Annotated in this window: 21 protein-coding genes; 16 read left to right on the top strand and 5 right to left on the bottom strand. The window is 70.6% G+C overall.

The features are described 5' to 3' along the window. Positions 1-54 precede the first annotated feature (54 nt). Positions 55-1,218, top strand: coding sequence for a lactonase family protein (locus tag SS2_RS15370; protein ID WP_083942300.1), 1,164 nt, complete (start codon positions 55-57; stop codon positions 1,216-1,218). Positions 1,219-1,346: 128 nt separating this feature from the next. Here the strand turns inward: SS2_RS15370 and SS2_RS17655 are convergent, their stop codons facing one another. Next, entirely contained in the window at positions 1,347-1,664 is a 318-nt protein-coding gene (locus tag SS2_RS17655; protein ID WP_066465627.1) for a (2Fe-2S)-binding protein, read from the bottom strand. Between the two features lie 136 nt (positions 1,665-1,800). On the opposite strand from SS2_RS17655, the gene mshA reads away from it, so the two are divergent. After that, on the top strand, positions 1,801-3,048 hold the full coding sequence (gene mshA, locus SS2_RS15360) for a D-inositol-3-phosphate glycosyltransferase (RefSeq protein ID WP_066465626.1): 1,248 nt from the start codon (positions 1,801-1,803) through the stop codon (positions 3,046-3,048). A 94-nt stretch (positions 3,049-3,142) separates the two neighbouring features. Then, the gene (locus tag SS2_RS15355; protein ID WP_066465624.1) at positions 3,143-3,880 is read left to right on the top strand and encodes a phosphoglyceromutase; all 738 of its coding nucleotides are present in this window, start codon (positions 3,143-3,145) and stop codon (positions 3,878-3,880) included. 331 nt (positions 3,881-4,211) lie between these two features. On the opposite strand, the gene phoU is transcribed toward SS2_RS15355, so the two are convergent. Further along, a complete protein-coding gene (gene phoU, locus SS2_RS15350) occupies positions 4,212-4,883 on the bottom strand; it encodes a phosphate signaling complex protein PhoU (RefSeq protein WP_066465620.1) in 672 nt (223 codons plus the stop codon). Between the two features lie 203 nt (positions 4,884-5,086). Between phoU and SS2_RS15345 the strand changes: the two genes are divergently transcribed. The 6 genes from SS2_RS15345 (at position 5,087) to pstB (ending at position 11,413) form a co-directional block, all read left to right on the top strand. Further along, entirely contained in the window at positions 5,087-6,295 is a 1,209-nt protein-coding gene (locus tag SS2_RS15345; RefSeq protein WP_066465618.1) for a sensor histidine kinase, read from the top strand. Continuing rightward, positions 6,292-6,987: a response regulator gene (locus SS2_RS15340; protein WP_066465616.1), complete on the top strand. Its 696-nt coding sequence runs from the start codon at positions 6,292-6,294 to the stop codon at positions 6,985-6,987. The genes SS2_RS15345 and SS2_RS15340 overlap by 4 nt, the downstream gene beginning before the upstream one ends. Positions 6,988-7,172: 185 nt before the next feature. Further along, positions 7,173-8,321, top strand: coding sequence for a phosphate ABC transporter substrate-binding protein PstS (gene pstS / locus SS2_RS15335; RefSeq protein WP_066465614.1), 1,149 nt, complete (start codon positions 7,173-7,175; stop codon positions 8,319-8,321). A gap of 144 nt (positions 8,322-8,465) precedes the next feature. Beyond that, positions 8,466-9,449, top strand: a complete 984-nt coding sequence (gene pstC / locus SS2_RS15330) for a phosphate ABC transporter permease subunit PstC (protein ID WP_066465611.1) — start codon at positions 8,466-8,468, stop codon at positions 9,447-9,449. Beyond that, on the top strand, positions 9,449-10,540 hold the full coding sequence (pstA, locus tag SS2_RS15325; RefSeq protein WP_066465609.1) for a phosphate ABC transporter permease PstA: 1,092 nt from the start codon (positions 9,449-9,451) through the stop codon (positions 10,538-10,540). The genes pstC and pstA overlap by 1 nt, the downstream gene beginning before the upstream one ends. 93 nt (positions 10,541-10,633) lie before the next feature. Further along, a complete protein-coding gene (gene pstB / locus SS2_RS15320) occupies positions 10,634-11,413 on the top strand; it encodes a phosphate ABC transporter ATP-binding protein PstB (protein ID WP_066465607.1) in 780 nt (259 codons plus the stop codon). A gap of 112 nt (positions 11,414-11,525) precedes the next feature. Here pstB and SS2_RS15315 read toward each other — a convergent pair whose 3' ends face one another. Next, entirely contained in the window at positions 11,526-11,999 is a 474-nt protein-coding gene (locus SS2_RS15315; protein WP_066465605.1) for a hypothetical protein, read from the bottom strand. Between the two features lie 403 nt (positions 12,000-12,402). On the opposite strand from SS2_RS15315, the gene SS2_RS15310 reads away from it, so the two are divergent. From SS2_RS15310 to SS2_RS15300, 3 genes are all read left to right on the top strand, one after another. Then, positions 12,403-12,885: a CarD family transcriptional regulator gene (locus SS2_RS15310; RefSeq protein WP_066465603.1), complete on the top strand. Its 483-nt coding sequence runs from the start codon at positions 12,403-12,405 to the stop codon at positions 12,883-12,885. Positions 12,886-12,910: 25 nt separating this feature from the next. After that, complete coding sequence (locus SS2_RS15305; protein ID WP_066465601.1) at positions 12,911-14,176, top strand: bifunctional 2-C-methyl-D-erythritol 4-phosphate cytidylyltransferase/2-C-methyl-D-erythritol 2,4-cyclodiphosphate synthase; 1,266 nt, start codon at positions 12,911-12,913, stop codon at positions 14,174-14,176. 145 nt (positions 14,177-14,321) lie between these two features. Beyond that, positions 14,322-14,792 (top strand): VOC family protein, encoded by a 471-nt coding sequence (locus tag SS2_RS15300; protein WP_066465885.1) that lies wholly within the window; start codon positions 14,322-14,324, stop codon positions 14,790-14,792. On the opposite strand, the gene SS2_RS15295 is transcribed toward SS2_RS15300, so the two are convergent. Then, positions 14,789-16,162 carry a D-arabinono-1,4-lactone oxidase gene (locus tag SS2_RS15295; protein WP_066465599.1) on the bottom strand — a complete coding sequence of 458 codons (1,374 nt, stop codon included), beginning with the start codon at positions 16,160-16,162 and terminating at the stop codon, positions 14,789-14,791. The two genes, SS2_RS15300 and SS2_RS15295, sit on opposite strands and share 4 nt — an antisense overlap. 134 nt (positions 16,163-16,296) lie before the next feature. Between SS2_RS15295 and SS2_RS15290 the strand changes: the two genes are divergently transcribed. From SS2_RS15290 to rlmB, 4 genes are all read left to right on the top strand, one after another. Further along, entirely contained in the window at positions 16,297-16,890 is a 594-nt protein-coding gene (locus SS2_RS15290) for a TetR/AcrR family transcriptional regulator (protein ID WP_066465598.1), read from the top strand. Continuing rightward, positions 16,887-18,131 (top strand): alanine racemase, encoded by a 1,245-nt coding sequence (locus tag SS2_RS15285; protein ID WP_066465597.1) that lies wholly within the window; start codon positions 16,887-16,889, stop codon positions 18,129-18,131. The genes SS2_RS15290 and SS2_RS15285 overlap by 4 nt, the downstream gene beginning before the upstream one ends. Before the next feature lie 81 nt (positions 18,132-18,212). Next, positions 18,213-19,646: a cysteine--tRNA ligase gene (gene cysS, locus SS2_RS15280; protein WP_066465596.1), complete on the top strand. Its 1,434-nt coding sequence runs from the start codon at positions 18,213-18,215 to the stop codon at positions 19,644-19,646. After that, positions 19,646-20,659: a 23S rRNA (guanosine(2251)-2'-O)-methyltransferase RlmB gene (gene rlmB, locus SS2_RS15275; protein ID WP_066465594.1), complete on the top strand. Its 1,014-nt coding sequence runs from the start codon at positions 19,646-19,648 to the stop codon at positions 20,657-20,659. Before cysS ends, rlmB begins: the two co-directional genes overlap by 1 nt. A gap of 323 nt (positions 20,660-20,982) precedes the next feature. Here the strand turns inward: rlmB and SS2_RS15270 are convergent, their stop codons facing one another. Beyond that, entirely contained in the window at positions 20,983-22,224 is a 1,242-nt protein-coding gene (locus tag SS2_RS15270; protein WP_066465590.1) for a DUF4032 domain-containing protein, read from the bottom strand. Between the last annotated feature and the right edge of the window lie 18 nt (positions 22,225-22,242).

Below are 22,242 nucleotides of genomic sequence, written 5' to 3'. Positions count from 1 at the left end.
CGAGAACTCTTCTTTATGTGACGTCGTCTTTCTCTGAGCCATTGAGGTGCTGCTGTGCAACGGTTGATCATCGGTACATATCCCACGGGCGAGACCGCCGGGTCTGGAGAAGGTCTGTGGGAGGTGTTTGTGCAGGTGGGGACGGGTGAGCTGACCGGCGCGCGGCAGCTCGTGGAGATCGCGTCGCCGTCCTTCGTCGCCCTCCACCCGAACGGGCAGACCCTCTTCGCCGTCTCCGAGCTGGACGAGGGCACGGTGACCGCTCTCACGCTCACCTCCGACGCCCTCGAGGTGGGGGAGACCCGCCCCACGCAGGGGGTGCACCCCTGTCACGTCGTCGCTCGGGACGAGCAGGTGTGGGTGGCGAACTACTCCTCGGGAACCTTCACCGCCCTGGGTCTGGACGCCACGGCCGCGTTCACCGGACAGGTGCAGTACTTCGGGAACACCGGCACCGGACCGGACGCGGACCGGCAAGAAGGTCCCCACGCGCACTTCTGCCTGCCCGCGCCCGACGGTGACGGAGCCTGGGTCGTCGACCTGGGGACCGATGAGCTGCGGCGCTACACCGCAGCCGGCGCGGCCCAGGGATCGGCTGCCCCCGCGAGCGGCGCAGCAGAGCAGGGTGTCCTCGTGGCCGACGGCGTCGCAGCGACGCTGCCGCCCGGCTCAGGCCCGCGCCACGCCGTCGTGCACCCGGGCGGGACGGTCTTCGTCGTCGGCGAGCTCGACTCGCGGGTGCACCTGCTGCGCCGCGCGGCGCAGGCCGGTTCCTCTGGCGGTGCGTGGGAGGCCTTCGCCTCGGTGCCCGCCTGCGTGACCCCGGACCCGGGGACGGGCTCCTACCCCTCGCACGTCGCGCTCAGCGCTGACGGCAGCCGGTTGTACGTGGCCGTCCGCGGCCCGGACGTGCTCTCGACCTTCGCGGTCACCCCGGACGGCTCTGGCGTCACCCACCTCGCCGACACCCCGATCGGTGGCGTGTGGCCGCGGCACTTCGCCGTGCTGGCAGGGGAGACGACAGTCGCAGACGAGGCGGACGCGGGCGAGGCGACCGCAGGCCGGACGAGCGACGGCAGCTCCGCCGCTGACGTCGTCGTCGTGGCGAACCAGAACTCCTCCACCCTCACGGTGCTGCGCATCGACCGGGCCAGCGGGACCGGGACGCTCACCGCGACCCTGGACCTGCCGGCTCCGGCCTGCGTGCTGCCGGTCTGACCAGTGCTGCCGGTCTGACCTGCGCTGCCGGTCTGACCCGCGCACGACGAAGGCCCCGGACGCGGTGCGTCCGGGGCCTGCTGGTCGTGGGTGCGGCTGAGTGACTGCTTCTCGCTGAGGCGACGGCCTCAGGCGTTCACCGTCCGGCCGAGCTCGACCTCGACGAGGCCGGCGACGACGGGGAGGCAGTGACCGCAGCCACCACCGGCGCGGGTGCACACCTGCACATCGTCGAGGCTGGCACACCGGCCAGAGCGGATGGTCTCCCGGATCTCTCCGGCCGAGACGTTGTTACAGCCGCACACCAGGTGATCGTCGGCCAGGGCCTCGCACTCGGCGGCAGGAGCGGGGACAACCGGTTCGGGCTGTTCCGGGCTCTCGTCGAGCATGAGACGCAGGGCTGCGAGCGGGTCCGCGATGCGCTGAGGCGCTGCCTGCTGTTCCATATGTCCATCGTCGCCCAGACCCCACGAATAGTCATGGGACCTTTGGCCCTCCCGAGGGCGAGAGTGACCCAGCAGACGGCGCCCCCTCGCCCAGAAGATGCGAGACTTGAGCCATGCGTACAACCCCAGGACGGCTATGACCAGCGACTCTCCTCGCGTGGCCATGCTCTCCGTCCACACCTCGCCGCTCGCCCAGCCCGGAACGGGTGACGCAGGCGGCATGAACGTCTACATCACCGAGCTGTCCGCCGCGCTGGCCAGGCGCGGAGCGCAGGTGGAGATCTTCACGCGGCGCACCTCCTCGGCCCAGCCCGACGTCGTCGAGGTCGCCGACGGCATCCTCGTGCGGCACATCACCGCCGGACCGTTCGAAGGCCTCGACAAGACCGACCTGCCCGGTCAGCTCTGCTATTTCTCGGCCGGGGTGCTGCGCACCGAAGCCGCCCGCCATGCGGGCTGGTACGACGTGGTGCACTCCCACTACTGGCTCTCGGGCCAGGCCGGCTGGCTGGCAGCGGACCGCTGGAACGTCCCGCTGGTGCACGCCATGCACACCATGGCCCGCGTGAAGAACCTCACCCTCGCCCCCGGCGACACCCCCGAGCCGATGGGCCGGATCATCGGTGAGGAGCAGGTGGTCACCGAGGCGGACGCGCTCATCGCCAACACCCCGGCTGAGGCCGCGGACCTCATCAGCGAGTACCAGGCCGACCCGGCCAAGGTGCACGTGGTGACCCCCGGCGTCGACCTCGAGACCTTCCGGCCGGCCGGTCCGGGCGGCCTGACCAGGTCCGCCGAGCGGATCGGCCTCGGCCTGCCGCCCGAGGGCAAGGTCATCGTCTTCGCCGGACGGGTCCAGCCGCTCAAGGCACCCGACGTGCTCGTCCGTGCGCTCGGCGTCCTCGCCGACCACGGTGAGGACGTGCCGACCCTGGTCATCGTGGGCGGTGCGAGCGGGCGCCCCACGGCCGTGCGCGAGCTCGAGGCCCTCGCCTACCAGGTCGGGGTCAGCGAGAACGTCGTCTTCCGTCCGGCGGTCCCGCGCGAGGACCTGGCGCGCTGGTTCCGCGCAGCTGATCTCGTCGCGGTGCCCTCGCGCAGCGAGTCCTTCGGCCTCGTGGCGGTCGAGGCGCAGGCCTGCGGCACGCCCGTGGTCGCGGCCGACGTCGGCGGGCTGCGCACCGCCGTCGCCGACGGCGTCTCCGGCGTGCTGGTGGGCGACCACGACCCGCACCGCTGGGCCAAGGTCTTCTCTGAGCTGCTGCACGACGACGTCCGGCGCAGCGCGCTGGCCCGCGGCGCGCTCGAGGTGGCATCCAGGTTCAGCTGGGACACCACGGCCGAGGAGACGCTCGCGGTCTACTCCCGCGCGGCGCGCCGCTGACCGCTGGTCGGTGTGCCGCAGATCCTCGCTGCGCACCGTCCATCGGTCGAAAGACCCACGCGCGTCACGCTGGAGATGCGGCAAGATAGGGACCATGACATACACCCTTGTGCTGCTCCGCCACGGCGAGAGCGACTGGAACGCAAAGAACCTGTTCACCGGCTGGGTGGACGTCCACCTGTCAGAGAAGGGCGTGGCCGAGGCCAAGCGCGGAGGCGAGCTACTCAAGGACGCCGGCATCCTGCCCGACGTCGTGCACACCTCGCTGCTGCGCCGCGCGATCACGACCGCGAACCTCGCGCTCGACGCCGCGGACCGCCACTGGATCCCGGTCAAGCGCAGCTGGCGCCTCAACGAGCGCCACTACGGTGCGCTCCAGGGCAAGGACAAGAAGCAGACCCTCGCCGAGTTCGGCGAGGAGCAGTTCATGCTGTGGCGCCGGTCCTTCGACGTCCCGCCGCCCCCCATCGAGCTCGGCTCGGAGTTCTCCCAGGACGGCGACCCGCGCTACGCCGACGCCCCCGTCGTGCAGACCGAGTGCCTCAAGGACGTCCTCGAGCGCGCCCTCCCGTACTGGGAAGGTGAGGTCATCAGCGACCTCAAGGCCGGCAAGATCGTGCTCGTCGCCGCACACGGCAACTCGCTGCGCGCCATCGTCAAGCACCTCGACGGCATCTCTGACGCGGACATCGCCGGGCTGAACATCCCGACCGGCATCCCGCTCGTCTACGAGCTCGACGAGAACTTCGTCCCGGTCGTCAAGGGTGGTCGTTACCTCGACGCCGACGCTGCCGCCGCTGCGGTCGCCGCCGTCGCCAACCAGGGCCGCTGACCCAGCACCCCACGCACGACAGAGGCTCGCCACCCCCACGGGTGGCGAGCCTCTCGCATTCCTACCCCACCGAAGCCCAGTGCCACCCACCCCTCCGCACTCGCCACCCACCTCACGAACTCGTGACCCACCTCACGAACTCGTGAATCGTTCCGCGAACTCGTGAGCTACGGGGGGCCTCACGAGAGAAGACACCGCTGGCTCACGAGTTCGACGGAGGGCTCACGAGCTCGGCGCAGCGGTCACGACCTCGGGAGGAGGTGAGCGGGGGAGGGGGATCGAGGGGAGGGGGAAGGGGGATCGAGGGGAGCGAAAGCAGGGGGACGGCGGGTCAGGCTGGGATGGAGGGGGTGCCGCGTTCGTCGGCGAAGTCGCCGGTGACCAGGTACACCACGCGGCGGGCGATGGAGACGCCGTGGTCACCGAAGCGCTCGTAGTAGCGACCCACGAGGGTCACGTCGATCGTGGCCTGGGCGTCGCCGGTCCAGGAGTCGGTGAGCAGAGCGGCGAAGGTGTCCTGGTGCAGGGCGTCCAGGAGGTCGTCGTCACGCTCGATGTTGCTGGCCACGGTGAGGTCGCGCGTGGTGAGCAGCGTCGTGGTGCGCCGCGCCACGCGGGTGGCGGCGTCGTGCATGGAGGCGAAGGTGCCCTCGACGACCGGGGCGATGGCGTGACGCGGGTAGCGTCCGCGGGCCACCTGGGCGATGTGCCGGGCGAGGTCGCCCATCCGCTCCAGGGTGGCGCTCATCCGCAGGGCACTGACCACCACGCGCAGGTCGGTGGCGACCGGTGCCTGCTGGGCCAGCAGCAGCACGCAGCGCTCGTCGAGGACGCGCTCGAGCTGGTCGATGGTGCGGTCGTCGGCGATGACGGACTGAGCCAGCTGCAGGTCAGCGGTGAGCAGGGCGGTGCCCGCACGGCTGATGGCAGACTCGACCAGGCGGCTCATCTCCGCCAGGTCATCGCCGATCTGCTTGAGCTCGGCTTCGAAGATCTCGCGCATGTGTTCCCTCTCGTGGTGTGGTGCAGCCGCAACGATGACAACATCAGGTGTGGACCGGGCGGCGTCTGGGTGAACGCCGAACCGACTCCAGATGAACATTTCGCGACATGCGCTCTCGGCGCTCCCGGATTGCTGCGGATCGACGCCGCCCGAACGCCACCACCGTACCGGGGTGCGCTGCGCCGCAGGTCACTGACCGTAGGGTGGTCGGCGTGGATGGACTTCAGATCGTGGTCGCAGGCCTGCTCGGTCTCCTGACCGGGGTTGCGGCGACCCTTGCCTTCCGGGTGAGCGAGCACCAGCAGCGCAGGGTGCCTGTGCAGCCGCCCGCCGAGCTGGACCCTGGCGTGGTGCGGGTGCTGGCGATCCTGCGCTCGGCCGCCGTGGTGCTCGGACCCGACGACACCGTCATCCGAGCCAGCGCGCCGGCCTACGCCCTCGGCCTGGTCCGCGACGACGCGATCGCCCACCCCGCGATCCAGGACATGATCGACGCGGTGCGCCGCGACGGCGTCATCGCCGACGAGGAGCTCGAGCTGCCCCGCGGCCCGGTCGGTCGCGGACGCGTCATGCTCCAGGTCCGCGTCGCCCACATCGACACCGACCACGTCGCCGTCCTCGCCGAGGACCGCACCGAGGCTCGGCGCATCGAGGCCATCCGCCGCGACTTCGCCGTCAACGTCTCCCACGAGCTGAAGACCCCGGTGGGGGCGATCTCCCTGCTCGCCGAGACCATGCAGGACGCCGCGGACGACCCCGACGCCGTCCGGCACTTCGCCGGACGGATGCAGCAGGAGTCCACCCGGCTGGCGGCCCTCGTCCACGAGATCATCGAGCTGTCCCGGCTGCAGGTCGCAGGCGCGCTGCCGGAGGTCTCGGTGATCGGGATCGACGAGGTGATCGACGAGGCCGCCGACCGTGCCCGGGTGGTCGCCGCCGCCAAGGACATCACGCTGTCCCTGGGTGGCGACTCCGGTCTGACCGTCTACGGCGACCACTCCCTCCTCGTCACGGCCGTGCGCAACCTGCTCGACAACGCGGTCGCCTACTCCGGGCCCCACACACGCGTGGGGGTGGGGGTCGCGCTCGTGGACGGGCTGGTGGAGATCGCTGTGGTCGACCAGGGCATCGGCATCTCACCGGCCGAGCAGTCCCGGGTCTTCGAACGGTTCTACCGGGTGGACCCGGCGCGCTCGCGGGACACCGGCGGCACCGGCCTCGGGCTGAGCATCGTCAAGCACGTCGCCGCCGACCACGGCGGAGACGTGAAGATCTGGTCCGAGCCCGGACGCGGATCCACCTTCACCCTGCGGATCCCGGCCGCTCCGGCCGGCACGACCGCACCCGACGACCCGTCCGACCCGTCAGACCCCAACGATTCATCCGACCCGCACAAGGAGGTGGATGCGTGACCCGCATCCTGGTCGTCGAGGACGAGGAGTCCTACCGCGAACCGCTCACGTACCAGCTGACCCGCGAAGGCTTCGACGTGGTGGCCGTGGCCACCGGCACCGAGGCCCTCGCCGCCTACGACGCCGGTGGCGCGGACCTCGTCCTGCTCGACCTCATGCTCCCGGGCCTGTCCGGCACCGAGGTGTGCCGGGAGCTGCGCCAGCGCGGCGACGTCCCGGTGATCATGCTCACCGCCAAGGACGGCGAGATCGACAAGGTCGTCGGGCTCGAGCTCGGCGCGGACGACTACGTCACCAAGCCGTACTCCTTCCGTGAGCTGCTCGCCCGGGTCCGCGCCGTGCTGCGCCGCCACCAGCCGCCGACCGAGCCCGAGGACGAGCTCGAGGACCTGCTGACCGCCGGGCCGGTGCAGATGGACGTCGAGCGCCACGTGGTGACCGTGCGCGGGGAGGTCGTGGCCCTGCCCCTCAAGGAGTTCGACCTGCTGGAGTTCCTGCTGCGCAACGCGGGCCGGGTGCTCACCCGCGGCCAGCTCATCGACCGCGTGTGGGGGTCGGACTATGTCGGTGACACCAAGACCCTGGACGTGCACGTCAAGCGTCTGCGGGCCAAGGTCGAGGCGGACCCGGCCAACCCCGAGCTGCTGCTGACCGTGCGCGGCCTGGGCTACAAGTTCGTCGACGCCTCCTGACCAGCACCACCCCTCGTGCCCGACGGCGCGCGCCCTGCCTGGGCGCGCGCCGTCGGCCGTCGTGGGGCGGGCTGAAGTGTCTGTGCACTGTTCATCTTCCGTTCACCCTTGGACCCTCGACGCGTCACCCGGGGTGCTTAGCGTCAGCGGTGATCGCAGAACCTGCTGTGACCGGAGACTTGAGGATGGGTAAGACAGTGAAGCGTGTGAACAACCGCACCCTCGCCAGCATCGCGCTGGTCGGAGCATTCGCAGCAACCCTCACCGCATGCGGTGCCGACGCGACGACGAGCGCGACGACCGGTGCCAGCAACGATGCCTCGACCGAGGCCGCAGCAGATCTGTCCGGCAACCTGGCCGGCGCCGGCGCCACCTCGGTGGAGAAGGCCATGGGCGGCTGGATCGCCAAGTTCGGCGAGGTCGCCCCCGACGTGACCGTCAGCTACGAGGGCGTCGGCTCCGGCGGCGGCCGTGAGCAGTTCCTCGCCGGTGGCGTCCAGTTCGCCGGCTCCGACTCCGCCCTCACCGCCGAGGAGGCCGCCGCGGCGGTCGACCGCTGCTTCGGTGGCGAGGCCATCGAGCTGCCGCTCTACATCAGCCCGATCGCCGTGGTCTACAACCTGCCCGGGGTCGACGCCGAGCACCTGAACATGTCCCCGGCCACGATCGCCAAGATCTTCAGCGGCCAGATCACCACGTGGAACGACCCGGCCATCGCCGCCGAGAACGAGGGCGTCACGCTCCCCGCCCTCGCGATCGTCCCGGTCAACCGCTCCGACGAGTCCGGCACCACGAAGAACTTCACGGACTACCTCGCCAAGGCGTCCGAGGGCGCGTGGACCTACGAGGCGAGCGGTGACTGGCCCATCTCGGGGACCCAGTCCGGCAACGGGACCTCCGGCCTCATCGACACCGTGAGCGGCGCCGAGGGTGCGATCGGCTACGCCGACGCCTCCCGCGCCGGTGACCTGGGGACCGTCGCCCTCAAGGTCGGCGACGAGTACGTGCCCTTCTCCACCGAGGCCGCAGCCAAGGTCGTCGACGCCTCCCCGCGCGCCGACGACGCGACCGACAAGCGCCTGGTGGTCAAGCTCGACCGCACCACGACCGAGGCCGGGGCGTACCCGCTCGTCCTCATCTCGTACTCCATCGCCTGCTCGGCCTACGACGACGCCGCGGACGCCGCGAACGTCAAGGCGTTCCTGTCCTACGTCGCCAGCCCCGAGGGCCAGGAGCTCGCCTCCGACGCCAAGGTCGCCGGATCCGCTCCCATCTCCGACTCGCTGCGCACCGAGGTCCAGGCGGCGATCGACTCGATCACCGTCCAGGGCTGACACAGCAGACCAGGGGCCGCAGCCGGGGGAGACCCCGGCTGCGGCCCAGCACCGCTTGCACCACGAAGTACTTGCACCACCGAAGCACCTGCACCACCCAGCACCGCATGCACCACTCCACTTAACCGAGCTGACGGAGTTCCCGTGGCTGTTCTTAGCCCCGCCAAGACCAAGCAGAATTCAGAGGACGAACCGGCCGTGAAGCGCAGCAAGGGTGGCCTCGTGGGACGACTGTTCCACGGGCTGTCTGCCGCCGCCGGCCTGACGATCCTGCTCACCCTGGCAGCGGTCGCGGGCTTCCTCGTCCTGCGCGCCTGGCCGGCGCTGACCGCCTCGCCCGCCGAGCTGCAGGAGATCTCCTGGTTCAGGGCTGACTCGCTGCTGGCCTACGTCGGCCCGCTGATCTTCGGCACCCTGCTCGCCTCGGTGATCGCACTGCTCGTCGCGGTGCCGCTGTCGGTGGGCATCGCGCTGTTCATCTCCCACTACGCACCGCGGCGGCTCGCGCAGGGCCTGGGCTACATCATCGACCTGCTCGCCGCGATCCCCTCGGTGGTCTACGGGCTCTGGGGCGCCCTCTGGCTCGCGCCCGCCCTCAACCCGATCTTCGAGTGGATGACCAGCGCGCTCGGCTTCATCCCGCTGTTCGCCGGGTACCAGCCGCCGGCCAAGAACATCCTCACCGCCTCGATCGTGCTCGGCGTGATGATCCTGCCGATCATCACGGCCGTCGCCCGTGAGGTGTTCCTGCAGACCCCGCGCCTGCACGAGGAGGCAGCTCTCGCCCTGGGTGCGACCCGCTGGGAGATGGTCCGCATGGCGGTGCTGCCCTTCGGCCGTTCTGGGCTCATCAGCGCCTCGATGCTCGGTCTGGGTCGCGCGCTCGGTGAGACGATGGCCGTGCTGATGATCCTCTCGCCCGGCTTCCTGTACTCCTTCTTCCTGCTCAAGCCCGGCCAGCACCAGTCCATCGCCGCGAACATCGCCGCCAAGTTCCCCGAGGCCTCCGGCCTGTCGGTGAGCGCGCTCATCGCGACCGGCCTGGCGCTCTTCGTGATCACCCTCGCAGTCAACATGTTCGCGCGGTGGATCATCTCCCGCCGCAGCGAGTTCTCAGGAGCCAACTGATGACGACTCTTCCCCTCACCCCCACCCCGGCCGTGCCCACCGGCCCCGGGCGCGGTGCGGCGTCGGGCACGAGCGGGCGCACGCGCCTGCAGCGGTGGGTGCCGTGGGCGGTCGCGGGCGGCTCCGTCGTGGTGGCCTTCCTCGTGCTCCTCGTGGCCGCCACCCCGACCGTCGCCTCGGTCGTTGCGCTGGCAGCCGTCACCTATCTCGTGGTGCTCACGGTCGTCTCCCGGGTCGTGGAAGGTCCCCGGTGGGCCACCGACCGCCTCGCCACGACGCTGGTCACCTTCGCCTTCGGGATCGCGCTCATCCCGCTCATCTCCCTGCTGTGGACCGTGGTGTCCAAGGGTGCGAAGGTCTTCGGCCCCACCTTCCTCAACACGAACATGGTCGGTGTCTTCGGTGACATGACCGAGGGCGGGGTCTACCACGCGATCGTGGGGACCGTCCTGGTCACCGCCGCGGCGGCCGTCATCTCGGTCCCGATCGGCATCCTCACCGCGATCTACCTCGTCGAGTACGGCCGCGGCCCGATGGCCAAGGGCATCACCTTCCTCGTCGACGTCATGACCGGCATCCCCTCGATCGTGGCGGGGCTCTTCGCCTTCTCGCTCTTCACGCTGATCTTCGGTCCCGCCTACCGGGCGGGCATCATGGGCGCCGTCGCGCTGTCGGTGCTCATGACCCCGGTGGTCATCCGCTCCGTGGAGGAGATGCTGCGCCTGGTCCCCAACGAGCTGCGCGAGGCCGCCTACGCGCTCGGGGTGCCCAAGTGGCTGACGATCATCAAGGTGGTGCTGCGCACCGCGATCGCCGGGATCGTCACCGGTGTCATGCTCGCCGTCGCCCGCGTCATCGGTGAGACCGCCCCGCTGCTGCTCACGGTCGGCATCATCACCAAGGTCAACTGGGACCTCTTCGACGGACGCATGACCACGCTGCCCGTCTACGCCTACAACCAGTACTCCCAGGGCGGGGCGGGTGTGGACCGCGCGTGGGCCGCGGCGCTCACCCTCATCCTCATCGTCATGCTGCTCAACGTCGTCGCCCGTCTCATCAGCAAGTTCTTCTCCCCGAAGGCCAGCCGCTGAACCTGCCCGCCCCTGCACGCACCGTCGAACAGACACCGTCGAACAGACACCGTCGAACCAGTCAGACTGGGGGCGGCGAAAGAAAGGCTCCACATGTCCAAGCGCATCGAGGTCAACGACCTCTTCGTCTACTACGGCGACTTCCTCGCCGTGGAGGACGTCTCCATGACCATCGAGGCGCGGTCGGTGACCGCGCTCATCGGCCCGTCCGGGTGCGGCAAGTCCACCTTCCTGCGCACGCTCAACCGCATGCACGAGGTCATCCCCGGCGCGCGGGTTGAGGGCAAGGCGGTCATGGACGGCCAGAACCTCTACGCCGACGACGTCGACCCGGTCGAGGTCCGCCGCCAGGTGGGCATGGTCTTCCAGCGGCCCAACCCCTTCCCCACGATGTCCATCGCGGAGAACGTGCTCGCCGGGGTGAAGCTCAACAACAAGCGGATCTCCAAGTCTGACGCGAACGACCTGGTGGAGTCCTCGCTGCAAGCAGCGAACCTGTGGAACGAGGTCAAGGACCGTCTCGGGCGTCCCGGGTCCTCGCTCTCCGGCGGGCAGCAGCAGCGCCTGTGCATCGCTCGCGCCATCGCTGTGCGCCCCGACGTGCTGCTCATGGACGAGCCGTGCTCGGCTCTGGACCCGATCTCCACCCTGGCGATCGAGGACCTCATGTCCGAGCTCAAGAACGACTACACGATCGTCGTGGTCACCCACAACATGCAGCAGGCCGCCCGGGTGAGCGACCGGACGGCGTTCTTCAACATCGCCGGGACCGGCAAGCCGGGCAAGCTCATCGAGATGGACGACACCTCCACGATGTTCTCCTCCCCGTCGCAGAAGGCCACCGAGGACTACATCTCCGGCCGCTTCGGGTGACCTGCGGCGCCGGGACTCCGGCGCAGACCGTTCCCGCACCGACGCCAGACCACGACGGCGCCGACTCCCTGGAGGGAGCCGGCGCCGTCGGGCGTTGCGGTAAGGCCGCGGGTCAGCCCGCGGAGGGGACCGCGTCGGCGTACTCGGGCCAGTTGCCGTCCAGGACCGGCACGTAGACGGTCGTGGACTGTCCGTCGAGGTCGGAGACGGTGAACTCGATGGTTGCGCCCGGAGGGGCGGGGACCTCGGAGACGAGCCCGAGCTCCTTGCCGTCGGTGAAGAAGTTGACGGTCGAGTTGGCCTTGAGCGGGACCGGGATGACGATCTCGCCGTCCGCGGAGGTCAGCGTCACACTGCCGGCGTTGGAGGAGTTGTTCGTCGCGGCCCCGAGCAGCTGGCCCGGGTCGCCCTGCGCCAGCGTCACGATCGAGAGGTTCTCGAAGGTGAAGTCGCCGAGCGTGGCGCGGATGCCGTCAGAGGCGGCGTAGGTCTGGTTGGTCATCGTGGGTGAGCAGGCGGACAGGCCCAGACCAAGACCGACCACGCCGACGACCAGTGCCGCTCGGGACTTCTTCAGCTGAATCACTCGAACTCCTGTTGACACTCTGCGGACCCGCATGGGTTCCTTGGCTTGTTCCCTTGTCGTACGGCCGAGTCGTCCGGTGGTGCGCTGCGCTGATCCTCCCGCTCGAGGGCGGTGCGCGCGGCACGGGAGTTCGCGCTCGTCATCGATGCGCGCAAGGCGTGCAGGGACCAGGCCGTATGGCGCAAGCCTAGTGCGTGAGACGCCGCTCAGCGAAGCCTGACAGGTATGGCTCACGCCACATCTGCGCCCGACGCCGAGGCCCGCGCGCCCGTCCCCGCGTGCAGACATGCAGGCCGTGCGGCCGCCCGCGCATCGGCCCGGACGCCCAAGACCGCGCGGCGGGCGCGGAATTTCAACGATCTGACGTGGTAAGATGGGTTTCCGCGAAAGGGGACATCCACAGATGACGTTCACAGTTGGGGAGACCGTTGTCTACCCGCACCATGGTGCCGCTCTGATCGAAGAGATCAAGACCCGCACCGTCCGCGGTGAGGACAAGATCTACCTGAAGCTCAAGGTTACTCAGGGAGATCTGACCATCGAGGTCCCGGCGGAGAACATCGACCTCGTCGGTGTTCGTGATGTGGTCGGGCAGGAAGGCCTCGACCGCGTGTTCGAGGTGCTGCGCGCCCCGTACACGGAAGAGCCGACCAACTGGTCGCGCCGGTACAAGGCCAATGTCGAGAAGATCGCCTCGGGCGACGTGATCAAGGTGGCCGAGGTCGTCCGCGACCTCTCGCGCCGTGACGCGGACCGAGGACTCTCGGCTGGTGAGAAGCGGATGCTCGCTCGCGCCCGTCAGATTCTGGTCTCCGAGCTCGCGCTCGCCGAGCACACAGAAGAAGAGAAGGCCGAAGCCATCCTCGACGAGGTCCTGGCGTCCTGACGCCGCACCTGAGCGAGGCCTGCCGATGACCTCCGGAGCGGTCGCCGTCCTGACGGCGGCCGGATCCGGGAGCAGGCTGGGCCTCGGCTATCCCAAGGCACTCGCAGAGCTGGCGGGGCGTTCCCTCGTGGGGCACGCCGCCAGCCGCCTGTGCGCGACCGGCGAGATCGGCGCGCTGGTCGTCACCGCACCCGCCGAGCACCTGGCGCAGTTCCGCGCGGCGCTGGCAGCCGAACCGGGTCTGACCGTCCCGTGGCAGGTCGTGGCGGGCGGCGCGAGCCGTCAGGCCTCCGTGTCGGCCGGTCTGGCCGCTCTCGAGAGCTCCCGCGAGCCGGGCGACGTCTACGACGTCGTCCTCGTGCACGACGCCGCGCGCCCCCTCGCCCCGCCCGCCCTCATGCGGCGCATCATCGATGCCGTCCGCGCTGGTCACCGTGCCGTGGTGCCCGGCCTGGCCGTCACAGACACCATCAAGCAGGTCGACGACGACGCTGACGCCCCTGACGCCTCCGGCGCGGTGCGGGTGGCCGGCACCGTCGACCGGGCCGCGCTGCGGGCCGTGCAGACACCCCAGGGCTTCGCCTGGGACCTGCTGCTGCGCGCGCACGCGGCGGGCGCAGCACGCGCCGGCGTGGAGTCCACCGCCGCGACCGACGACTCGGCCCTGGTGGAGGCGCTGGGAGAGGCGGTGTGGATCGTCGACGGCGACCCCCGCGCCCTGAAGATCACCACGGAGCAGGACCTGGCCGTCGCCGAGGTCCTGGTCCTCACCGAGGGAGACCCGATGGACCCCGCGCCCACGACCCAGCCCGCCGGACTGCCTCGGGTCGGGATCGGCACCGACGTCCACGCCTTCGCCGACCCCGCCCTGGGCCGGGAGCTGTGGATGGCCGGGCTGCACTGGCCCGGCGAGAACGGCCTGGCCGGCCACTCCGACGCCGACGTCGTCGCGCACGCCGCGGCGGACGCCATCTTCTCCGCGACCGGCCTGGGCGACCTCGGCTCGAACTTCGGCACGAGCGCACCGGAGTGGGCCGGGGCGAGCGGAGCCAGCCTCCTGGCAGAGGCCGCCGCGCGCGCTCGGGCAGCCGGCTTCCAGATCGGCAACGTCGCCGTGCAGCTGGTGGGCAACCGCCCGCGCCTGGGGGCGCGCCGCGCCGAGGCCGAGGCCGTCCTCACCGCCGCCGCGGGCGCACCGGTCACGGTGACCGCCACCACGACGGACGGGCTGGGCCTGACCGGCCGCAGCGAAGGGGTCGCGGCGATCGCGACCGCGCTCGTCGTCGGCTGACGCGCTCTGCGGCATCTCCCCGGCCTCTGAGCGGCCCCTCACCGGCGTCGTCGCAGCCACCACCACAGACCGACCTCCCGTGGTGCTGGCGCCAGGCATAGGCTGAAAAGCCAGCAGTCCGACGACGCACTCCGTGGAGGCCATCATGAACGCGATCATGCCCTGCCTGTGGTTCGCAGACCAGGCAGAGACAGCAGTGGAGTACTACGTCTCGATCTTCAAGAACTCCTCGATCACGGCCGTCTCTCGGTACGGCGAGGGTGCCCCGCTGCCCGCGGGGACGGTCCTGTCCATCGACTTCCTCCTGGACGGCACCCCGATGCAGGCGATCAACGGCGGTGAGGACTTCCCCTTCACCGAGGCGATCTCCCTGTCGGTGCGCGCCACGGACCAGGACGAGATCGACCACCTCTGGGACGCCCTCACCTCGGGCGGCGCACCGAGCCAGTGCGGCTGGCTGACGGACAGGTTCGGGGTCTCCTGGCAGATCGTCCCGGAGTCGCTGGGGCGTCTCATGACCGATCCCGACCCGGCCACTGCCCAGCGGGTGATGCAGGCGCTCATGCCCATGGTCAAGATCGACATGGCCACCCTGGAAGCAGCCGCGCGCGGCTAGTCCCCGAACACCCGGCGGGTGTAGGCGTTGCTGAACAGCCCCGCAGGGTCGTGGGCTCTGCGCACCGCCTGGAAGTCGTCGAAGCGCGGGTACAGGTCACGCAGCTGAGCCGCGCCGAGGGTGTGCAGCTTGCCCCAGTGCGGTCGCCCCTCGGCCCGGCGCAGGATGGTCTCCACCCCGCTGAAGTACCGCTCGTAGGGAGTACGCACGAACTGGTGGATCGCGATGTAGGCGGACTCGCGCTGGTAGGCCGTGGACAGCCACACGTCGTCTGGCGCGGCGAAGCGCACCTCGACCGGGAAGGACACCCGTTCCCCGGACGCCTCGATCCACCGGTCGATCTCACCCAGCACCTCGGGCAGGTCGGCCCGGGGGATCGCGTACTCCATCTCCCGGAACCGCACGCGGCGCGCGGTGATGAAGACCTCGTGGGACGGCGCGGTATAGGTCCGGGGCGCCAGGGCGCGCGCCGCGACCTGGTTCACGCGGCGGATGGTCGACGGGACGCGGTGACCAAGCTCGCTGGTCAGGGTGAAGACGCCGTTGGAGAGCAGCTCGTCGTCCACCCAGCGGCGGGTGCGCGCCCACGGCGAGAGGCCTGCGCCGCCGTCGAGCAGGCCCTGGGCCGCGGTCCGGGCCGGGCCGCGGTTGTTGCGCTTGGTCAGCGTGCGACGGGTGTGGGGGAACCAGTAGAACTCGAAGTGGTCGTTGGTGTCGACGAGGTTGCCGGGGCCGGTGAGCCCGTCCAGGACGGCGTCGAGCGCCCACGGCTCCTCCTGGGCGGTGAGGGTGTAGGCCGCGCTGGTGCGCAGGGTGACGGCCAGCAGCACCCCCACGGTGCCCAGGCCCAGCCGGGCCGCCTCGAAGAGCCCCGGGTGGGTCTGGGCGTCGGCCTCGATCACGGACCCGTCCGCGGTGAGCACCCGTACCCCGTGCACGAGGGCGGTCAGGCCGGTGAGCCGGCCGCCGGTGCCGTGGGTCCCGGTGCTCAGCGCACCGGCCAGAGACTGGCGGTCGATGTCGCCCAGGTTGACCATCGCCAGGCCGTTCTGGGCGAGCAGCGTGTTGAGCGCGTGGAGCCGGATGCCGGCGCCCACGGTCACGAGGGACCCGCCGTCGGGCAGCGGCTCCAGGCGCTCAAGCTGGTCCAGGTGATCCAGGCGCAGCAGCGTCCCCGACGTCGTCACCGCGGGGGTGAAGGAGTGGCCCGCACCGACCGTGCGCACATGCTCCCTGCGGGCGGCTGCGGCCAGCACCGCCGACCGCACCTCTGCCTCGTCGAGCGGCTCGATGATCTGGGACGGCGTGCACGTCGTCGTGCGGGCCCAGTTGGTCCACTGCGGTGCGCGGGACGTCGAGGTGCTGGTCATGACCAGAACTGTAACCATGCGACGGTCCCCGCGAGGGAGGTCCGGATCATGGGTCGTGGTATCCAGGGCGCGCGAGGTACGCCATGATGGACTGGGCGTAGGGACTGCTGTGCACAGCGACCGAGGAGACAGACATGGGATGGACGCTCGAAGAACGGCGCGACCGGATCGTCGACGCTGCCCTGCAGATCGCAGCCGACCAGGGTGTCGAGCACGTGAACCTGCGCGCCGCCGCGCACGGGGCAGGGATCTCCTGGGACAGCGCGCAACAGACCTTCGAGGACCAGGCGGACCTGCTCCGAGCCCTGAGCGTGGCTGTGACCACCAAGAACATCACCTCGGAGACGCTGAGCCTGGGCGCGCAGGGCCCCGTCAACGAGGTCCTCGGCGTCATCGCCGAGCAGGTGTGGGAGGCGTTGTCCGCCCGCCGTGACCACCAGCTGGTCAGCTACGAGCTGGTGCTCGTCGCGCTGCGCCGGACCGCGCTGCGGTCCCTCGCCACCGACCAGTACGCCAAGGCCCGCGCCTTCGCCACGACCCTGCTGACCACCTTCGCCGAGGTCCAGGGCATCACCTGGGCCCGTCCGATGGACCAGATCGCCCGGTACACCTCGACCTTCCTGGACGGCGTGTCGATGGGCTGGGTCGTCGACCGCGACGACGCCGCCGCGCACGAGCAGGTTCAGATGATGGCGGAGTACCTGACGAGTCTGGTGGTGGAGCCCTGACCCTCGGCCAGCGCCTGGACGCCGCGACCCGCGGCCTGTCGGCGCCACTGGCCGTCGTCGACCTCGACGCCTTCGAGGCCGACGCCGACGCGCTGGTCCGGCGCGCGGGCGGCACCCCGATCCGGGTGGCCAGCAAGTCCCTGCGGGTCCGCTCGCTGCTCACCGCCGCGCTGGCACGCCCCGGCTTCCGCGGCGTCATGGCGTACTCGGTCGCGGAGGCGCTCTGGCTGGTCTCCTGCGGGATCGAGGACGTGCTCGTGGCCTACCCGAGCGTCGACCGGGCCGCGCTCGCCGAGCTCATGGCCTCGCCTCAGGCGCTCACGCAGATCACCCTCACGGTGGACGACCCGGCACACCTGGACCTGCTGACCGCGATCCGTGCACAGACGATCCGCGCACAGACGCCTGCGCAGGACCTGCCCGTCCGGCTGTCCCTCGACATCGACGCCTCCCTGCGCTTCTCCCTGCCCGCTCTGCGCGGCGTGCCGGCCCTGCCGCGCGCGGCGGTACACCTGGGGGTGCGCCGCTCACCGGTGCACACCGCCGACGAGGCCAGCCGCTTCGCGGCCCGGGCCGCCGCCACGCCCGGCGTGCGTCTGGTGGGCGTCATGTTCTACGAGGCCCAGGTCGCCGGGCTGCCGGACACGAGCCCGGCCGTGCGTCTGGTCAAGAAGCTGTCCGTCCGTGACCTGCGCGTACGCCGCCGTGAGGTGGTCGATGCGGTCCAGGCGCACGTCGGTCCGCTGGAGATCGTCAACTCTGGGGGGACCGGGTCCCTCGAGACGAGCGCAGCCGACCCCGTCGTGACCGAGGTGGCCGCCGGGTCCGGCCTGCTCCTGCCCGGGCTCTTCGACGGGTACCGCACCCTCGACGCCCTCCCGGCGGCGTTCTTCGGCCTCGACGTCGTCCGCCGCCCCAGCCCGCACCATGCCACGGCCTTCGGCGGCGGCTACATCGCCTCGGGTCCTACGTCGGCGAGCCGTCAGCCGCGGGTGGTCGACCCACCGGGGCTGCACCTGCTGCCGAACGAAGGTGCGGGAGAGGTGCAGACCCCGCTCGCTGCCCGGCGCCGACGCGGTGCGGCGTCCGAGCCGTTGCCCGCGATCGGGGACCGGGTGTGGCTGCGCCACGCCAAGGCAGGAGAGCAGTACGAACGCTTCGACGAGGTGCACCTGGTCCGCGGGGACCAGCTCGTGGAGACCGTGGCGACCTACCGCGGAGAGGGCAAGAACTTCGGTTGACCCGAGGGCGCCAGGTCTCGGCGCCGGTGCGCCACGCCCCCGATTCCACGCAGGAGCGGGGCCGCCGGTAACCTTGGGCCTGTGACCCTTCGCCTGTACGACACCGCCACTCGAGACGTGCGTGACTTCAAGCCCCTGATCGAGGGCGAGGTCGGCGTCTACGTGTGTGGTGCGACCGTGCAGAGCCCCCCGCACATCGGGCACATGCGCTCGGCTATCGCCTTCGACGTGCTGGTGCGCTGGCTGCGCCGGACCGGCAACACGGTCACCCACATCCGCAACGTCACGGACATCGATGACCGGATTCTCTCCAAGTCCGCTGCGGCGGGGGAGAAGTGGTGGGCCTGGGCGGCGACGAACGAGCGCGCCTTTACTCAGGCCTATGACGCCCTGGGGAACCTGCCGCCCACCTACGAGCCGCGGGCGACCGGTCACGTGGTCGACATGATCGACCTCATGGAGCGCCTCGTCGCGGCCGGACACGCCTACCAGACCGGCCCCGGCGACGTGTACTTCGACGTGCGGTCCTGGGAGCCCTACGGCTCCCTCACCAACCAGCGGCTGGAAGACCTCACCCCAGCCACCGACGAGGCCGAGGCCAGCGTCAAGCGTGATCCCCGCGACTTCGCGCTGTGGAAGGCCGCCAAGCCCGGCGAGCCCGAGACCGCCTCCTGGCCGACGCCGTTCGGCCGTGGGCGCCCGGGCTGGCACCTGGAGTGCTCGGCGATGGCCCACCGCTACCTCGGAGACGCCTTCGACATCCACGGCGGCGGACTGGACCTGCGCTTCCCGCACCACGAGAACGAGCAGGCGCAGTCCCGTGCGGCCGGCTACGACTTCGCCCAGCTGTGGATGCACTCCGCGTGGGTCACCCAGGGCGGGACGAAGATGAGCAAGTCCCTGGGCAACGGGCTGCTCGTGACCGAGGTGCTCGCCCACACCCGGGCCCCCGTGCTGCGCTTCGCCCTGGCCGGGGTGCACTACCGGTCCATGATCGAGTGGACCCCGGAGACGGTCGCCGAGGCGGACGCCACCTGGGACCGCTTCATCGGCTTCGTCGAGCGCGCCACCGAGCGCGTGGGCGCCCTGCCCGACGACGAGGTCGCCACCGCAGCCCTGCCGGAGGCCTTCGTCGAGGCGATGGACGACGACCTCAACGTCGCGGCGGCTCTCGTCGTCGTGCACGAGCGGCTCAAGGCCGGCAACACCGCGCTCGCGGAGCGCGACGACGCGGGGGCGCGCAGTGCCCTGGTCGCGGTCTGCTCGATGCTCGACGTGCTCGGGCTCGACCCGCGCCAGTGGACGGCCACGACCGGTGACAGCCGGTACCGCACGGCCCTCGACTCACTCATCACCTGCGAGCTCGAGGCACGCGCCGACGCGCGCGCCGCTCGAGACTTCGCCACCTCGGACGCCATCCGGGACCGCCTTGCGCGGGCCGGGATCATCGTCGAGGACTCAGCACTCGGTGCGCGATGGACACTCGCGGCCACAACTACGGAGGACCAGAACTGATGGCAGGCAACTCACAGCGCCGCGGAGCGGTGCGCAAGCCCGGTTCGAAGAAGGGCGCCCGCAAGGGATCCGGCGGATGGGGCGAGCAGGCCCTCGAGGGTCGCGGCCCGACCCCCAAGGCCGAGGACCGCCCCCACCACCCGGCAGGCAAGCGCAAGGCCTCGATCGAACGTGCGGTGGCCACCGGCCGCCCCGCGCCCGGACGCTCGTCGTCGTCGCGTCCCGGCCCCGGCCGCTCCAAGCCGGCCAAGCGCAGCGGCTCGGCCACGCACGAGATCCTCTCCGGCCGTAACGCGGTCCTGGAGGCCCTGCGTGCCCGGATCCCCGTGACGACCGTCTACATCGGCACTCGGCTGGAGTCGGACGACCGCACCCGGGAGATCCTGCAGATCGCCTCGGGACGTGGCTACAACCTCCTCGAGGTCACCAAGCCCGAGCTCGACCGTCTCACCGACGACTCCGTGCACCAGGGCGTCGCCATCCAGGTCCCGCCGTACGAGTACAAGGACGCCGACGACCTCCTGGACATCGCAGCGGAGCTCGAGCAGCCGCCGCTGATCATCGCCCTGGACGGGGTGACGGACCCGCGCAACCTCGGGGCCGTGCTGCGGTCCGCCGGCGCCTTCGGTGCCCACGGCGTGATCGTGCCCGAGCGTCGCTCGGCCGGGGTCACGGCCTCGGCGTGGAAGGTCTCCGCAGGCGCGGCGGCCCGCGTCCCCGTGGCCCGGGTCACCAACCTCACCCGCACGCTGGTGGAGTACAAGCAGGCCGGGTGCTTCATCGTCGGGCTCGACGGCGGTGGCGAGGTGTCGGTCAGTGACCTGGCCTTCTCGGTCGACCCGATCGTGCTCGTCGTGGGCTCCGAGGGCAAGGGTCTGTCGCGCCTGGTCCGCGAGACCTGCGACGTCATCGCGTCCATCCCGATCGCCTCGACGGTCGAGTCCCTCAACGCCGGCGTCGCCGCGGGCATCGCGCTCTACGAGGTCGCCAAGGTCCGCGCGGCCCAGGACTGATCTCCAGGCTCCGCAGGAGCCACCGGATCTCGCGGCCAGGCCGCGAGACCACACACGAACGGGCGGTGCACCAAGGTGCACCGCCCGTTCGTCATCCCACCCCGAGTTTCCCACCCCGAGCTTCCCGCTCCGCGGGCACCGCTCCCACCGCTCCCCGAACTCGTGAACCACCCCGCGAACTCGTGAGTGACGGGCCTTCTACCCCTCGACAACAGGCCTGGCTCACGAGTTCGGCGGACTGTTCACGAGTTGGGCGGGTGGCTCACGAGTTGGGCGGAGATGAAGGGAGGGGAGGAGTGGGGAGTGGGGAGTGCCGAGGGGGGTTACTCCTGCTGGTCGGCGGCGTCTGGGGGGAGGCCCAGGATGGCCATCTCGTCGGGGCGGTGGCGCAGGACGTTCTCGACGTAGCTGGCGACGGCCTCGGGCATGGGGACGTCGCGGTTCTGCTGCTCGGAGATGTACCAGCGGTGGTCGAGCACCTCGTGGAAGAGCTGAGCCGGCTCGAGCTTGCGCCGCTGGTCACGCGGGACGGCCCGGACGGTCGGCTCGAAGACCCCGGAGAGCCAGTCGTGGGCGACGAACTCCTCGTCGTCGTTCTGGCGGTCCGTGGCCGCACGGAAGGAGTCGAGGTCGTTGAGCAGGCGCCGGGCCTGGTTCTCCTGGACGTCGAGCCCGGTCAGGCGCAGCAGACGGCGCGAGTGGTGACCGGCGTCGACCACCTTGGGCTGGATCTGGACGCTCGTGCCGTCGATGTCGGTGGTGATCTCCAGCTCGCCCACGTCGAAGCCCAGGTGGTTGAGCCGCTCGATGCGTGCGGCGACGCGCCACCGCTCGTCGGCCCCGAAGGACTCCTCGTCCGTGAGCGCGCTCCACAGCTCGTTGTATCGCTCGACGAGCGCGTCGCCGATGGCGATGGTGTCGATGTCCTCGTCGAGGAGCTCGCCTGCGGCGAGGTCCATGAGCTCACCGATGATGTTCACCCGGGCCAGGTCGACGTCGTAGGTGCGCTGCCCGGGGCTGAGCTTCTGGTGCAGGTCGCCGGTCTCGGCGTCGACCAGGTACGCCGCGAAGGTCTCCGCGTCACGGCGGAAGAGGGTGTTGGACAGCGACACGTCGCCCCAGTAGAACCCGACGAGGTGAAGCCGGACGAGCAGCACGGCGAGCGCGTCGATGAGGCGGGTCGCGGTGTCCGGGCGCAGCGACTGGCTGAACAGGGAGCGGTAGGGCAGGGAGAACTGCAGGTGCTTGGTGATGAGCACCGCCTCGAGGCGTTCACCGTTCTTGTCCGCGCGGCCCGTGATCACACCGACCGGCTCGACGCTGGGCACGTCGATGCGGCTCAGCTGACGCAGCAGCTCGTACTCCCGGTACGCGACAGACTCGCCGATCTCCTTCACCGCGATGACGCCGCCGGACATCCGCACGAAGCGCACCACGTGCCGGGACAGGCCTCGCGGCAGCGCTGCGAGGACTTCGGTGGGCCAGTCTTCCAGGGGGATGTCCCAGGGGAGGTCGAGGAGCGCTGGGTCGGGCGAGGAAGCAGTGATCTGCAGGTTCTGTGCCACGGGAACGTCCTTTCCGTG

The organism is Sanguibacter suarezii NBRC 16159, from assembly GCF_001552735.1.
Lineage (GTDB): Bacteria > Actinomycetota > Actinomycetes > Actinomycetales > Cellulomonadaceae > Sanguibacter > Sanguibacter suarezii.
Note: the sequence above shows the minus strand (reverse complement) of the source record. Positions and strands in the feature narration are given on the sequence as shown.

What these genes read in the sequence shown, in the direction of transcription:
- pstB (WP_066465607.1), top strand. Translation starts at nt 10,634, where the DNA reads ATGTCCAAGCGCATCGAGGTCAACGACCTCTTCGTCTACTACGGCGAC.
- pstS (WP_066465614.1), top strand. Translation starts at nt 7,173, where the DNA reads ATGGGTAAGACAGTGAAGCGTGTGAACAACCGCACCCTCGCCAGCATC.
- pstA (WP_066465609.1), top strand. Translation starts at nt 9,449, where the DNA reads ATGACGACTCTTCCCCTCACCCCCACCCCGGCCGTGCCCACCGGCCCC.
- SS2_RS15305 (WP_066465601.1), top strand. Translation starts at nt 12,911, where the DNA reads ATGACCTCCGGAGCGGTCGCCGTCCTGACGGCGGCCGGATCCGGGAGC.
- phoU (WP_066465620.1), bottom strand. Translation starts at nt 4,883, where the DNA reads ATGCGCGAGATCTTCGAAGCCGAGCTCAAGCAGATCGGCGATGACCTG.
- SS2_RS15300 (WP_066465885.1), top strand. Translation starts at nt 14,322, where the DNA reads ATGAACGCGATCATGCCCTGCCTGTGGTTCGCAGACCAGGCAGAGACA.
- rlmB (WP_066465594.1), top strand. Translation starts at nt 19,646, where the DNA reads ATGGCAGGCAACTCACAGCGCCGCGGAGCGGTGCGCAAGCCCGGTTCG.
- mshA (WP_066465626.1), top strand. Translation starts at nt 1,801, where the DNA reads ATGACCAGCGACTCTCCTCGCGTGGCCATGCTCTCCGTCCACACCTCG.
- SS2_RS15310 (WP_066465603.1), top strand. Translation starts at nt 12,403, where the DNA reads ATGACGTTCACAGTTGGGGAGACCGTTGTCTACCCGCACCATGGTGCC.
- SS2_RS17655 (WP_066465627.1), bottom strand. Translation starts at nt 1,664, where the DNA reads ATGGAACAGCAGGCAGCGCCTCAGCGCATCGCGGACCCGCTCGCAGCC.
- SS2_RS15290 (WP_066465598.1), top strand. Translation starts at nt 16,297, where the DNA reads ATGGGATGGACGCTCGAAGAACGGCGCGACCGGATCGTCGACGCTGCC.
- SS2_RS15355 (WP_066465624.1), top strand. Translation starts at nt 3,143, where the DNA reads ATGACATACACCCTTGTGCTGCTCCGCCACGGCGAGAGCGACTGGAAC.
- SS2_RS15295 (WP_066465599.1), bottom strand. Translation starts at nt 16,162, where the DNA reads ATGACCAGCACCTCGACGTCCCGCGCACCGCAGTGGACCAACTGGGCC.